Annotated in this window: 11 protein-coding genes; 5 read left to right on the top strand and 6 right to left on the bottom strand. The window is 74.2% G+C overall.

What is annotated here, in order from left to right:
* Nucleotides 1–432 precede the first annotated feature (432 nt).
* Nucleotides 433–1,590, top strand: coding sequence for a serine hydrolase domain-containing protein (locus tag M3185_RS05120; protein ID WP_251332595.1), 1,158 nt, complete (start codon nt 433–435; stop codon nt 1,588–1,590).
* A gap of 639 nt (nt 1,591–2,229) precedes the next feature.
* Here M3185_RS05120 and M3185_RS05115 read toward each other — a convergent pair.
* Together M3185_RS05115 and M3185_RS05110 are read right to left on the bottom strand one after the other, a co-directional pair.
* A complete protein-coding gene (locus M3185_RS05115; protein ID WP_251332594.1) occupies nt 2,230–2,928 on the bottom strand; it encodes an arsenate-mycothiol transferase ArsC in 699 nt (232 codons plus the stop codon).
* On the bottom strand, nt 2,925–3,185 hold the full coding sequence (locus tag M3185_RS05110) for a hypothetical protein (protein ID WP_251332593.1): 261 nt from the start codon (nt 3,183–3,185) through the stop codon (nt 2,925–2,927). Before M3185_RS05110 ends, M3185_RS05115 begins: the two co-directional genes overlap by 4 nt.
* Nucleotides 3,186–3,815: 630 nt before the next feature.
* Here M3185_RS05110 and M3185_RS05105 point away from each other — a divergent pair.
* Nucleotides 3,816–4,865: a DUF3500 domain-containing protein gene (locus M3185_RS05105; protein ID WP_251332592.1), complete on the top strand. Its 1,050-nt coding sequence runs from the start codon at nt 3,816–3,818 to the stop codon at nt 4,863–4,865.
* A gap of 258 nt (nt 4,866–5,123) precedes the next feature.
* Here M3185_RS05105 and M3185_RS05100 read toward each other — a convergent pair whose 3' ends face one another.
* The 4 genes from M3185_RS05100 to M3185_RS05085 are packed head-to-tail and all read right to left on the bottom strand — an operon-like array spanning nt 5,124 to nt 8,926.
* Entirely contained in the window at nt 5,124–6,260 is a 1,137-nt protein-coding gene (locus M3185_RS05100; protein WP_251332591.1) for an XdhC family protein, read from the bottom strand.
* Nucleotides 6,253–7,365, bottom strand: a complete 1,113-nt coding sequence (locus tag M3185_RS05095; protein WP_251332590.1) for a vWA domain-containing protein — start codon at nt 7,363–7,365, stop codon at nt 6,253–6,255. The genes M3185_RS05100 and M3185_RS05095 overlap by 8 nt, the downstream gene beginning before the upstream one ends.
* Nucleotides 7,362–8,267, bottom strand: coding sequence for an AAA family ATPase (locus M3185_RS05090; protein WP_251332589.1), 906 nt, complete (start codon nt 8,265–8,267; stop codon nt 7,362–7,364). Before M3185_RS05090 ends, M3185_RS05095 begins: the two co-directional genes overlap by 4 nt.
* Entirely contained in the window at nt 8,264–8,926 is a 663-nt protein-coding gene (locus M3185_RS05085; protein WP_251332588.1) for a nucleotidyltransferase family protein, read from the bottom strand. Before M3185_RS05085 ends, M3185_RS05090 begins: the two co-directional genes overlap by 4 nt.
* Before the next feature lie 475 nt (nt 8,927–9,401).
* Between M3185_RS05085 and M3185_RS17330 the strand changes: the two genes are divergently transcribed.
* From M3185_RS17330 to cutA, 3 genes are read left to right on the top strand one after another with little or no spacing between them, the layout of a single operon-like run.
* Nucleotides 9,402–10,277: an FAD binding domain-containing protein gene (locus tag M3185_RS17330; protein ID WP_251332587.1), complete on the top strand. Its 876-nt coding sequence runs from the start codon at nt 9,402–9,404 to the stop codon at nt 10,275–10,277.
* A 2-nt stretch (nt 10,278–10,279) separates the two neighbouring features.
* Entirely contained in the window at nt 10,280–10,828 is a 549-nt protein-coding gene (locus M3185_RS05075; protein ID WP_251332586.1) for a (2Fe-2S)-binding protein, read from the top strand.
* Nucleotides 10,825–13,221, top strand: coding sequence for an aerobic carbon-monoxide dehydrogenase large subunit (gene cutA / locus M3185_RS05070; RefSeq protein ID WP_251332585.1), 2,397 nt, complete (start codon nt 10,825–10,827; stop codon nt 13,219–13,221). The genes M3185_RS05075 and cutA overlap by 4 nt, the downstream gene beginning before the upstream one ends.
* Nucleotide 13,222 lies beyond the last annotated feature (1 nt).

The raw sequence follows: 13,222 nt of genomic DNA, 5'->3' as shown, positions 1-13,222 counted from the left end.
TTCTCCGCCCCGGCTCGGAGGAGGTCCTAGGCTGGGGCCACCGCCCGACCGCCGAGTCCTCGGGGGCCGGTGCGTGGTGCGAGGGCCATGGATCGGCCCGTCATCTCATCGATCTCAGCGCCTGTGCGTGCTGCGGGAATGTTCCTTCGCGGTGGGGCGGGGCGCAGGGGATCGACATCGTCGTCCACGACGACCGAGTCCGAAGCACTGTCTCCCGGGCGGAGAAGCCCCCAGGGGTGTTCTGCGCCGACCGAGAAGGAAACGCAGATGTCATCACCGACACGATCCACACGTCACGTGCTCGTCGCCACCACGGCGACGGTGCTCCTGCTCGGGGCCAGCGGGTGCGCCGGCAGCGCCCCGTCCTCCCCGGCCGGTGCCGCGGCGGCGGCCCCTGCCCCAGCGACCTCGGCAGGTGCTGGGCAGAGCTGTGTGAGCGACGTCGACGACGTCGTCACCCGCGAGCCGTCCTCGCAGATGGCCGAGCCCTTGCCCGAGGAGCTCACGCAGAAGCTGGACGCCGCCGCCCGGGACTCGTTCGCGCAGGCGTCCGCGTCCGGTGCGGTCGTCGGGGTCTCGTCCCCGGAGGGCACCTGGACGGCCGCCTACGGGGTGGCCGATCCAGCGACCGGGGAGCCGATGGAGGTCGGTGTGCACACCCGCGTCGGGTCGGTCACCAAGCCCTTCACCGCCACGCTGGTGCTGCAGCTGGCCGAGGAGGGCAGGCTCTCCCTCGAGGACCCCATCGGGGACTACGTTCCGGGCATTCCCCACGGGGATCAAATCACGCTGCGCCAGGTGGCGGACATGACCAGCGGCATCGCCAGCTACACGCGCAGCACCGCGTTCACGGATCGTTTCTTCGCCGCCCCCGAGACGGTCTTCACCCCCCAGGAGCTGCTCGCCGCCGGGATCTCCGAATCCCCCCTGTTCGCCCCGGGGGAGCAGTTCGACTACTCCAACACCAACTACATCCTGCTGGGGCTGGTGATCGAGCAGGTCACCGGCGAGTCGGTCGGAGACGTGCTGGAAGAGCAGATCTTCGCCCCGCTGGAGCTGGAGGAGACCGTCTGGCCCGGGAACTCCCCCGCGTTGCCCGAACCGTACGCGCAGGGCTTCACCCTCCAGGGGAACACTGCGACCCCGCAGGCCCCGGCCGACGCCACGCACTGGAACCCCTCCTGGAGCTTCACCGCCGGGGACCTGATCTCGGACATGGGCGACCTGCTGGTCTTCGGCCGGGCGCTGGGCACCGGCCACGGGCTGCTGGGCGAGGAGGCCCAGCGGGAACGTCTCACCTCCTTCCAGCCCGCAGACAGGGGCTACGGGCTGGGCTTCGGATGCATCGACGGCTGGGTCGGGCACACCGGGGAGCTGCCCGGCTACAACACCACCGTCTACTACGACACCACCACCGACACCACCGTGGTCGTGCAGGCCAACAGCGACATCGCCTCCGGGAACTGCCCCGAGTCCCCGGTGCTGGCCGATGACCCGAAGACCCTGCCCTGCTCCTCGCCGGCCACCCGGATCTTCGCCGAGGTCTCCACCGCCCTGGGACACACCTTCACGCCCAACCCAGAGCGCTGACCACCTCGCAGGAGGCCTCGTCGGCCGGCTCGTCGGGCTCCGGGTTCGAACAGCCGGGACAGCCCCTGGGGCAGCCACCACGAGGTCGAAGCGGTGACTGCCCGAGAGGTGGTCCGTGCGGCGGCCCCGGTGCCGGCACGGTGGACCTGCGACCGCAGCACCTGCTGTCCCGGGGCGGCAGGTGCTGCGCGCCACCGGGTGCGCCGGGCGGCTGGAGGCGGCCCCCGCCCCCGGCGGACCCCCGTGCATCCTCTGCTCTCCACCATGGACGGTGGCGCCGGCGGGCACCACCAACACGCGGACCGTGGCATCCGGCACACCGGACCGTCCGGGGCTCGACGGCCCGTCGACGCCGCTGCGGTCGTTGCGCCTCCCGCCGAGGGCCGGCTCGGTGCGGGCGTCCCGCAGCGGCCGGTGGGCGGCGGGGCCGCCGCTGACCGTGACCGGGGAGCCGCGGATCCGGATGCCGTGGGCCGGGAGCAGCCGGGCGACGAGCGCGGTGGACCTGACGGCGTCCTCGACGTCAGCGGTGTTCAGGAACGGGCCGGACGACGTCGGGGCGCACGTGGGCCACTCGTCCGTCCCGGGGGAGTGCAGCGCCTCCGCGCCCCCGCGCTCGCCGCCCGGGACATGCCCATGTCACGACCCGGAGGTGTCAGCGGCCGGCTCGTCGGGCACCCCGCGGACCCGGAGCTCTTCCTCCCGCCTGGGTGACGTCCGTATCTCCGCCCACAGGCCCTGGACCCGGCCATCCAGAGCAGCGACCAGGGACGGACCCCCGTCCTCGTCGGCGGAACCCCCGACCAGCCAGGTCCGGGCGGGAGGTCCTGAGGGCATCGGACCCGGATCCTGCGGACCGACGGTGATGACCCAGTCGGTAGCCCGCACGAGATCCTCGGTGAGCAGCCGGGGCGTGACCGTGGCCGGTTCGATCCCGTGCTGGGCCAAGACCTCCACCGCGAAGGGGTCCACTGCCGCCCCCGGGCGCACTCCGGCAGAGCGAGCCACGACGGCGGCCCCGGCATAATGGGTCAGCAGACCGGCGGCGATCTGGGCCGGGCCGGTGTCGTGGGCGTCCACGAACAGCACCTGCCGCACCGGTGCGGAGCGGCGGCCCTTGGCGCGGGCCAGGACGCGCAGCCGGTCCCCGGCCGCGTGCAGGGACATCGGCCCCGGGGAAGTCTGGATCCGGGCAGTGCGCGCCAGGGCCGCGTGGGCCTCGGTCACGCAGCGTCCGACCAGTTGCGGGAAGAACACCCCGGTGCAGCGGGCCGCCGGCGGTTCAGCGGTCCCGCGCGGAACCCGCGGATCGCCGGGCTCGGCGCTCTGCTCACTCATGACAACTCCTCACCGTCGCCGTCGGCAGACACGGGGTTCCAAGGGGCGCGCAACTCGAACGTGTCGCTGGCGATCATCCTGCGCTCACCGATGCCGGACTCCCGGATCCAGACCACTCCCAGACCCGGGGCGGCCTCCTCCACGATCCCCCGGTGGCGCACCACTGCCTGGCTCCAGGCTTCGAGGTGGTCCCCGGGACGGATCTGCGTCAGGTCCTGAACAGGTGGAATCGCTGTGGTCGTCCCGTGGTCGCTCATGGCGGGCACCCCTCATCTCGACGTCGATCCCCGGAAGATCCCCGGCTCCCGGGCACAGCCCCAGTCTGGCCGGGCCTGATGACGCCCCGGTGGCCGGTGCACGGCCACCGGGTGTACACGGTGCTGATGCCCGGGCACCCACCCGTCCATCGACCTTCTGCCCTCCACCGCCCGTGAAGCGGCCGCGGAGTGTCGGGAGCACGTGCCCGCGTGCGCAGGTCGACGAAGCACTCGCCGCGGCCGAGAGGGCGGCCCAGCGGTTCCCACCACGCCGGACCGCCTGCGACGCTCGCCGCGCAACATGTCGGCCTTCGCCGCGCCACTGCGCAGCGGGGCTGCCGGCAAGGATCTCGGGGGAGGCGGGCGGGGCATCGCCGATCACCGGACCCGGAACGCGCTGCGGCGGATCGATGCCGGAGGACCGGCCAGCCGGGCCACCCACGACCCCGGCCGGCCCCGGCCCCCCTCCACCGGGGCAGCCGGGGCCTGCCGCAGCCCGGCAGCCCGTGGCGGCTCCGGAGCGACCGGCTCGTGGGTCGACGGCAGTGTTCCGGCTACGTTCAGTGGATGCTCAGCGGGCAGGCCGTAGCTTACGGGTCGACACCCCGTCGATCCCGCAAGGAGCAGCCCATGATCTCCCCCCGTTCCCGTTCTGCCCGCTTCGTCTCCACCGCGGCCGAGCAGTTCCTGGCGACCCTGTCGGCCGAGCAGCGCGAGGCCCTGCTCCACGCCTACGACGACGAGACGAAGACCACCTCCTGGTCGAACTTCCCCGTCACCTTCGTCGACCGGGCCGGGCTGAACCTGGCGGAGCTGAGCGAGGAGCAGCAGGCCGCCGCCCTGGAGGTGCTCGAGGCACTGCTCAGCGACGAGGGGTACCAGACCGTCACCGACATCATGGGCGGGGACCAGTACCTGCACGAGAACTCCACCAGCACCGAGGAGTCGCTGGGCCAGTACTACATCGCCTTCTTCGGCGACCCCTCCGACGCCAGCGCCTGGGAGGTGCAGTTCGGCGGCCACCACCTCGGGATCAACGCCACCCTCGACGGGACGGAGGGCTCGGTCACCTTCGCCCCCACCCACCTGGGCACCCAGCCGGCGGTCTACACCGACGGGCAGGGCAACGAGGTGCAGCCGCTGGCCGGGATGTACGAGACGGCCTTCGCCTTCTACGACAGCCTGACCGAGGACCAGCAGGCGGCGCTGTACCAGGGCGAGGACGTGGCCAATATGGTCTGCGCCCCCGGTGGCACCTGCTCCTACCCCACCGGCACCGGGATCGCCGGGTCGGAGCTGACCCAGGAGCAGAAGCAGCAGCTGCTCGAGGTCATCGCCCAGTGGGTGGGCCTGGCCGATGAGCAGACCACCGCCGAGGAGCTGGCCAGGATCGAGGCGAGCCTGGACGAGACCTACGTGACCTGGTCCGGGGCGACCGTCTACGACATGACCGCCGGCAACGGCATCTACTTCCAGATCTCCGGTCCCGACGTCTACCTCGAGTTCTCCAACCAGCAGGGCTCGGCCGGCGCCGACGTCACCGGGGTCACCACGGGCGGGTGGGGCCACATCCACACCATCTACCGCGACCCGGCCAACGACTACGCCGGGGCCGTCACCCAGCAGGAGGCCACCGGCATGGGCGCCGGGGCCCCGGCCGGCGCACCCCCGGCGCCGTGACCTGCGCCGTGACCTGCGCTGTCACTTCGGCCGGCGGCCCGTGCCGCCGCCCGGCCGGAGCGGCCTCACCGCAGACCGTCGACGCCCGGTCCCGGCTTCGACCGTCACCGGCTCCCGGGCAACGGCGAGCAGGCCCCGGGGTCGCCGTCGCCCGGGAGCCGCCCCCGCCCCGCCCCGCACGGGTGCGGGACCTGCCGAACCGGCACCCCGGGCCGCCCCTCCGGGGCGGGTGAACGCTGTGCTGGGCGGTCGGCGCGCTCACAGCGGGTGGACCGGGCCGGATATCTCCCGCAGCGGCCGCCCGCTGCCGCCGCCGCTGTGCTGGATCACTTCGGCCATGATGGACACGGCGGTGGCCTCGGGGGTGCGGGCCCCCAGGTCCAGGCCGATGGGAGCGTGCAACCGGGCGAGCTCCGCCGAACTCATCCCGCGGTCGCGCAACCGGCGCTCGCGCTCGGTGTTCGTGCGGCACGAGCCCATGGCCCCGATGTAGCCGGCGTCGCAGCGCAGCGCCACCTCCAGCAGCGGCACGTCGAACTTGGGGTCGTGGGTGAGCACGGCGAGAACCGTGGAGGAGTCGATGCGCCCGGCCTCGATCTCCTCGGCCAGGTACTGGTGCGGCCACCGGTCCACGACCTCGTCGGCCTCCGGGAACCGGGCAGGGGTGGCGAACACCGCCCGGGCGTCGCAGACGGTCACGGCGTAGCCGACGAAGGAGGCCACGGCGGCCAGTGCCCGGGCGTAGTCAATGGCCCCGAAGATGAGGAACCGGGGACGCGGGGCCAGGGCGACGACGAGTACCTCCACGCCGCTGCCCAGCCGTCCGCCGTCCGGGCCGTAGCCGATGACGTCGCTGCGCCCGGTGCCCAGCCGGCCCCGGGCGTCGGCGACGACGGCGTCGTCCAGGCGGGCGGGCCCGATGCTGCCGATGCTGGCTGCCGAGTCCACCAGCATCCACCGGCCCAGGGGCTCGCCGGCGGGCACGGCCTCGGTGCCGGTGGCCACGCGCACGGCGAGGGCGACCGGACGCTCCTCGGTAAGTGCCCGCAGGGCGCCGCGGAGCACCGCGCTGTCCTCCGCGGCGGGATCCACGAGCCGGACCAGGACGTCGAGGTGACCACCGCAGGTCAGGCCGACCGCCAGCGCGTCCTGTCCGCTGATGCCGTAGTGGGCGGCGCGGGCGGCCCCGTCGGCGAGGACCTCCAGGGCGAGCTCGTGCACAGCGCCCTCCACGCACCCGCCGGAGAGGCTGCCGAGGACCTGTCCGTCCTCATCGACCGCCATCATGGCGCCCGCGGGCCGGGGGGCGGAGGACCAGGTCCGGGCGATGGTGGCCAGCGCGAACCGGCGTCCCTCGCCCAGCCACCGCTCGAGCATCACGGCCACGTCACGCACGGCGGACCTGCTGCGCCCGGACCGGGAGCCGGGCGGCGCCGATCGCATCGAGTGCCTCCTGCAGGTGGGCCACCGTGTGCCCGCCCACGAGGTGGTCGAGAAACGGTGCGACGGCGCGCATCCCGGCGGTGTCCGGCCGGAACTGCTCGCGGCCGGCGCGCGGGTTCACCCAGATGAAGCGGTGGGCCAGCCGGTGGAGCCGGGCGGCCTGACGGGCCAGGCGGGCCGTCGAGCCGGTCTCCCACCCGTCGGAGACGACGACCACCACGGCCCCGCGCAGCGGTCCTCGGCGGCCCCAGTCGTCCACGAGGTCGGCGAGCGCGTCCCCCAGCCGAGTGCCTCCGGCCAGGTCGGGGACCTGCCGGCCGATCCGGGCGCGCACCGTCGGCCAGGGTCCGCGCAGGAGCCCGGTGACCCGGGTCAGCCGGGTGCCGGCGGTGAAGGCCTCACAGGGCCCGGGTTCCCGCACCAGGCGGCGGGCGAGACGCAGCGCCAGGTCGTGGTGGCGGTGCATGGACCCGGACACGTCGACGACCACGACGATCCGCCGGGGCTGGGGGCGACGCCGACGGTGGTGCAGCGGCGAGGGCTCCCCACCGGCGCGCAGCAGCGCGCGGGCGCTGCGGCGGCGGTCCACGCCGCCGCGGGAGGCGCGGCTGCGCCGGGCGGACCGGCGCACGGGTGGGCTCAGCCGCAGGACGTCCACGAGGGCCAGTGCCGCCTCCCGCTCCGGGCCGGGACGGGCCAGATCGGTGCGGGACAGCCGTTCGGTGCGCGAGGCGGACGCCGGGGAGCGCATGCCCGGGTCCGTGCCGTCGTTCCCCGAGCGCCCGTCAGGGCTGCCGGGAGCCTGCTCGAGGACCGTGGTGGCCCCGGGGTGGCCGGGCCCGGCGCGGAAGAAGGCGTCGAAGACCCGGTCGTGCACCTGGACCTGCGCGGGGGAGGTGCAGCAGCAGGCGCGGCTGGCGGCGCGCACCTGCTCCCGGTCGAGGGGGTCCAGCAGGGCCAGTGCGCGCACGAGCGTGCGCGTCTGCTCGGGCCCGGCGTCCACACCCGCCCGGCGCAGCTCCCGCCCGAGGCCCACGACCAGGTCCACGTAGTTCACCGGATGCTCCTCGGCGGGGCGCCACCGGGAAGCGGCCCGGCGTCCCGGACGGTCAGCAGGTCCTCGCGCTCCTTCACGACGGTGCCCAGGGTCAGGTGGGCCGCGGCCTCGTCGAGCTCGTCCACGCCGAGGCGCACCAGGGCCCGGACCCAGTCGAGGGTCTCGGCGACCCCCGGCGGTCTGACCAGGTCGAGGGAGCGCAGCCGGGCCGCGGCCGCCAGCACCGAGGCCGTCAGGGCGTCGGAGGCGTCAGGGACGTGGCGGCGCACGATCGCGCGCTCGCGCTCCAGGTCGGGCAGCTCGAACCAATGGTAGAGGCAGCGGCGGGTCAGCGCGTCGTGCAGCTCCCGGGTGCGGTTGGACGTGACGACGACGACGGGCGGGGCCTGCGCCACGACCCGGCCCAGCTCGGGCACGCTGACGGCCCATTCCGAGAGAACCTCAAGCAGCAAGGCCTCGAACTCGTCGTCGGCGCGGTCCACCTCGTCGACGAGCAGCACCGCTCGCCGCTGCGGGAGGGAGGCCTCCAGGGCCTGGAGAACCGGCCGGGCGAGCAGGAAGCGGCGCCGGTACAGATCCGTCTCGGCCGCCTCGAGGTCCGTGCGCCCACCGGCTTCCAGCGCGCGCAGGTGCAGGACCTGCCGTGGGAAGTCCCAGTCGTAGAGCGCCTGCGTCGCGTCGATCCCCTCGTAGCACTGCAGGCGGATCAACGGGCCCTCGAGCACAGCGGCCAGGGCGGCGGCCAGAGCGGTCTTGCCCACACCCGGGGCTCCTTCGCACAGCAGGGGCCGTTCCAGGCGGCAGGCGAGCCAGGCGGTGGTGGCCAGGGCGGTGTCGGCCAGGTAGCCGTGGGCGCCCAGGGCTTCCTGGAGGGCGACGGGGTCGTCGGGCAGGGCGGTCACGGCCGGTCCTCGTCCGGGGGGAGGGCCTCGGGCGGGCGCAGCCGTGCTCGCACTGCGTCCTGGGGCACGTCGACGTCGTGGCCGTCACCGAGGTCGGAGCACTCCACGCCCGTGGTACCGGAGCCGGAGAGGAGGGCGCGCGCCCCGCGGTCCCCGTGGGCGGTGCCGAGCGCGGCGGGCCAGTGCGCCCGCCCGAGCAGCACCGGGTGACCGGGCTCCCGGCGCCAGTGGGCTCGCACCTTGGCCGTGGCGGCCGGGTTCCCGGAGGCAGTTCCCGCGGCCAGCACCCGGCGCATGGCCGCCTCGCCGACACCGGGCAGGTCGACCAGCATGATCAGAACGGCGTCGGCGGCGGTGGGCTCCAGCGAGCGCAGCCCGGCCCGCAGCGAGGCGCCGAGGCCCTCGGCCCAATCGGGGGCCGGCACGATCACGGCCCCGGTCACGAGGGCGGCGACCTCCGTGGGCGCGGCCCCGACGACGACGTGCACCGGCTCGCAGCCGGCCCGGCGCAGCTGATCCACGACGACCTGCACCCGTGCCCGCCCGTCGGGCCCGCGCAGCAGCGCCTTCGGTGTGCCCAGCCGGCGGCCGGCGCCGGCCGCCAGGAGCAGCCCGGCGCAGCCGGGCTGGTCGCGGGGCGGGGACGGAAGAGCGGTCATGGTGGCATTGTGCCCCCGGCGCCGGCCACATGGGGTGGCCGATCCCGACGAGCACCCTGTGCGACGCCGGAAACGGGGACGGCAGCCGCGAGCACGGGGGTGCCGGCCCGGTGGTCGTGGGTCGGAGGGCCGGCCGGTGCGCCGTCCGCTCCCGGCGCTTCCTCCTGCGGGTGCGTGCCCCCGTGGGCGGTCCGTCGCCCTGTCATCAAGCACCGATGATGGCGGTCGTGCGGTGCACTCCATAGTGTTGCGCTCATCACCTCGCTCGGCGCATCGGCGCGCACCCGATCCCACCGACCGGTCGGCCGATGCCTGCGAGGGTCTCCCGCGCGAAGGAGCACGAGATGGGCATCCGGGGGGAAGCGTCCCGGCGACGGCCGCACGGCCGTCCCGCAGCCCGCGGCGGACCCGCCGCCGACCCGTGCGCGCGGGCCGGGCGTGCCGGGAGGGGCGCCGCCCACGGATCGGACGGGCCGTGAAGCCCGCGCCCTTCACCTACCACGCCCCCGACAGCCTCGAGGAGGCCGTGGGCCTGCTCCACGAGCTGGACCCTGCGGCGAAGGTCCTCGCCGGCGGTCAGAGCCTCATCCCGTTGCTCAACATGCGGCTGGCCACCCCGGAGCACCTCGTGGACCTCACCCGGCTGCCGGGCCTGGACCGGATCGACGTGACGGACCACGACGTCCTGGTGGGCGCCCTCGTCACCCACCGGGTGCTGGAGCGCAGCGGACCGGCCCACAGGGCCCAACCCCTCCTGCGCCGGGCCCTGGCCCACGTGGGGCACCCGGCGATCCGCTCCCGCGGCACCACCGTCGGTTCCGTGGCCCACGCCGATCCCAACGGGGAGATGCCGATGATCCTGGCCCTGACCGACGGGCGGGTCCGCGTGCGCTCCGTGCGCGGAGAGCGCACGGTGCCGGCGAGCGAGCTGTTCCTCGGTCCGCTCGAGACCTCCCTCGCCCAGGACGAGATCCTCGTCGAGGCCGCCTTCGGGCGGCTGCCCGACCGCGCGCGGGCCGGGTTCGCCGAATACGCCCGCCGCTCCGGCGACTACGCACTGGCGGGTGTGGGCCTGGTCCTGGAGGTCGCCGACGGGATGCTCACCGGTGCCCGGGCAGGGTTCGTCTCGGTGACCGACACCCCGTGCGTGCTCACTCTCGACGACGCCGTGGCCGGCCTCCCGGTGGCGCAGGCCGCCCGGGCCGCCGCCGACGTCGCTGCCATGGCCGAGGCGTTCGTCGTGCCGCAGGACGACATCCACGCCACCGCCGACTACCGGCGGCACCTGACCGCAGTGCTGACCCGCCGGCTGTTCACCGAGCTGACGGCCCTGCCCGGAGAGGACACCTGACCATGAGCACCCCTCCCCACCCGCAGGGCTGGTCCACCGGGGCCGCTCCCGAGCCTCTCCGCCCGGTGTCCCTGCGGGTCAACGGCCTCGAGCACCGCCTCGACCTCCCGCACCGGCGCCTGCTCTCGGACGCGCTGCGCCACGACGTCGGGCTCACCGGCACCCACGTCGGCTGCGAGCACGGCGTCTGCGGCGCCTGCACCGTGCTGCTCGACGGGCAGCCGGTGCGCTCCTGCTTGGTCCTCGCCGCCTCCGCCGAGGGCCACGAGGTGACCACCGTCGAGGGGATCGGCCACGACCCGCAGCACCCCTCACCCGTCCAGCAGGCGTTCATCGACTGCCACGGGCTGCAGTGCGGCTTCTGCACCCCGGGGCTCATCACCACGGTGCACGCCTACCTCGACGAGAACCCCGATCCCACCCCGGAGGAGGCCCGCACGGCGATCTCCGGCAACCTCTGCCGCTGCACCGGCTACCAGAACATCGTCCACGCCGTCCGCCGGGCCGCGCACCTGCGGCGCGGCGCGCGCACCACCGAGGAGCCGTCGTGACCACCCGCATGTTCGGCGCCCCCATCACGCGCCGCGAGGACCCCCGCCTCGTCACCGGCCACGGCCACTACCTCGACGACCTCGGCGCCGGAGCCCTGGAAGCCGCCTTCGTCCGCAGCCCCCACGCCCACGCCCGCGTGCTCGACGTGGACGTCTCCGGTGCCCTGGACATCGACGGGATCGTCGCCGTGTGGACCTGGGAGGACCTCCCGGGACCGGCCGCCGAACCGCTGCCCATGCTCCTGCCGCACCCCTCGATCGAGCACCCCGTGACCGGCCGCGCCCTGGCCAAGGACGAGGTCAACCACGTCGGGGAGCCCATCGCCATGGTCGTGGCCACCAACCGGTACCTCGCCGAGGACGCCGCCCAGCGGATCCGGGTCGCCTATGCGCACCGTGAGCCCGTGGTCGGGGTGGCCACCGCCCGCGACGCCGCCCACCTCGTGCACGAACAGGCCCCCGGCAACGTCGCAGCCCACCTCGTCCAGCAGGTCGGGAACGCGCCCGCTCAGATCGAGGCAGCCCCCCACGTCCTGGAACTGCACCTGGACATGGAGCGCAGCGCGTCGATGCCCCTGGAGGGCCGGGGCATCCTCGCCCGCTGGGACGCCGAGGACGGACGGCTGCGGGTACACGCCTCCACCCAGACCTCCACGGGCACCCGCGCGGCGCTCGCCGCGAAGCTCGGCCTGCCCCTGGCCCGGGTCGAGGTCATCGCCCCCGACGTCGGCGGCGGCTTCGGCGTGAAGATCAACCATCCCTGGCCGGAGGACATCTGCGTGGCCGCTGCGGCATGCAGGCTGCAGGCCCCGGTGAAGTGGACCGAGGACCGCCGGGAGCACTTCATCGGCTCCGCCCACGAGCGTCAGCAGCTGCAGACGGTCCGCGTCGGGTTCGACGACGACGGGCGGGTGCTCGGCCTGGACGTGGAGTTCTGGCACGACAACGGCGCCTACCTGCCCTACGGGGTGATCTGCCCGCTGAACACCTCCACCCACCTCCTCGGCCCCTACGACATCCCCCACTACCGGGTCGAGTTCTGGTCGCTGTACACCAACACCGTGATCGTGACCCCCTACCGCGGGGCGGGGCGTCCCCAGGGCGTGTTCATAATGGAGCGCACCATGGACGCGATCGCCGACGCCCTCGGGAAGGACCGCGCCGAGGTGCGGCTGGTGAACTTCGTGCGCGAGTTCCCCCACCCCCTCGGGCTGCTCATGCAGGACGGGCGTGAGGGGGTCTACGACTCCGGGGACTATCCCGCCTGCCTGGACGAGCTCAAGGACCTGGTCGGCTGGGACGACTTCCAGAAGTACCGGGCCCGGGCCCGGGCGCAGGGCCGCCGGGTGGGCCTGGGCATCGCCTGCTACGTGGAGAGCACCGGCGCGGGCCCCTACGAGGGCGGGCACATCGAGATCGACACCTCCGGGCGGATCCACGTGTCCACGGGACTCACCACCCAGGGGCAGGGGCACGAGACGGTCCTCGCCCAGGTCGTCGCCGACGAGCTGGGTGTGCCGATCGACACGGTGCGCGTCACGACCGGCGACACCCGGCAGATGTCCTACTCGGTGGGCACCTGGGGCTCCCGGGGGGCGGTGATGAGCGGCAACGCGGTGCACCTGGCCGCGCGCAGGGTGAAGGAGAAGGCCCTGCGGGTCGCCGGTCGCGCCCTCGAAGCGGACCCGGTCGACCTGGAGCTCGTCGAGGGGATCGTGCGCGTCAAGGGCGACCCGCGGGCGCAGATCCCCCTGGCCATGGTCGCGGTGCTCTCCAACCCCCTGCGCTACGCGTTCGACGACAGCGCGCGGGCGGCGACCCAGTTCGGCGGCCGGGCCGACACGACCCGTCCCCCGATCGCCGACGACGAGGAGCCGGGGCTGGAGGGCACCGACTTCTACTCGCCGCTGCGCTCGACCTTCGCATCGGGCATGCACGCCGCGATCGTGGAGACCGATCCGGAGTCGGCCGACATCCGGGTGCTGCGCTACTGCGTGGTCCACGACTGCGGGCCCATGATCAACCCGATGGTCGTCGAAGGACAGGTCCACGGCGGCGTGGCCCAGGGCATCGGCGGAGCCCTCTACGAGCGTCTCGTCTACGACTCCTCCGGGCAGTTGCTCAACGCCTCCTTCATGGATTTCCTGATGCCCTTCGCCTCTGAGGTCCCCGAGATCCGGACCGCCCACCTGGAGACCCCCAGCCCGCTCAACCCGCTGGGCATCAAGGGAGCCGGAGAGGCCGGGACCATCCCGGGCAGCGCGGTGATCGCCTCCGCGATCGAGGACGCCGAGGGGTTCCCGATCACCCGGATGCCCATCTCCCCGTCGGAGCTCTGGGACCTGCGCCGACGCCACGCCGCCGGCCGTTGGCCCTCGCTGCACCGCACCTGAC

Origin of the sequence: Kocuria rosea, from assembly GCF_023715525.1 — a bacterium.
In the GTDB taxonomy this organism is placed as follows: domain Bacteria; phylum Actinomycetota; class Actinomycetes; order Actinomycetales; family Micrococcaceae; genus Kocuria; species Kocuria rosea_A.
This window is presented reverse-complemented; position numbering and strand designations above follow the sequence as displayed.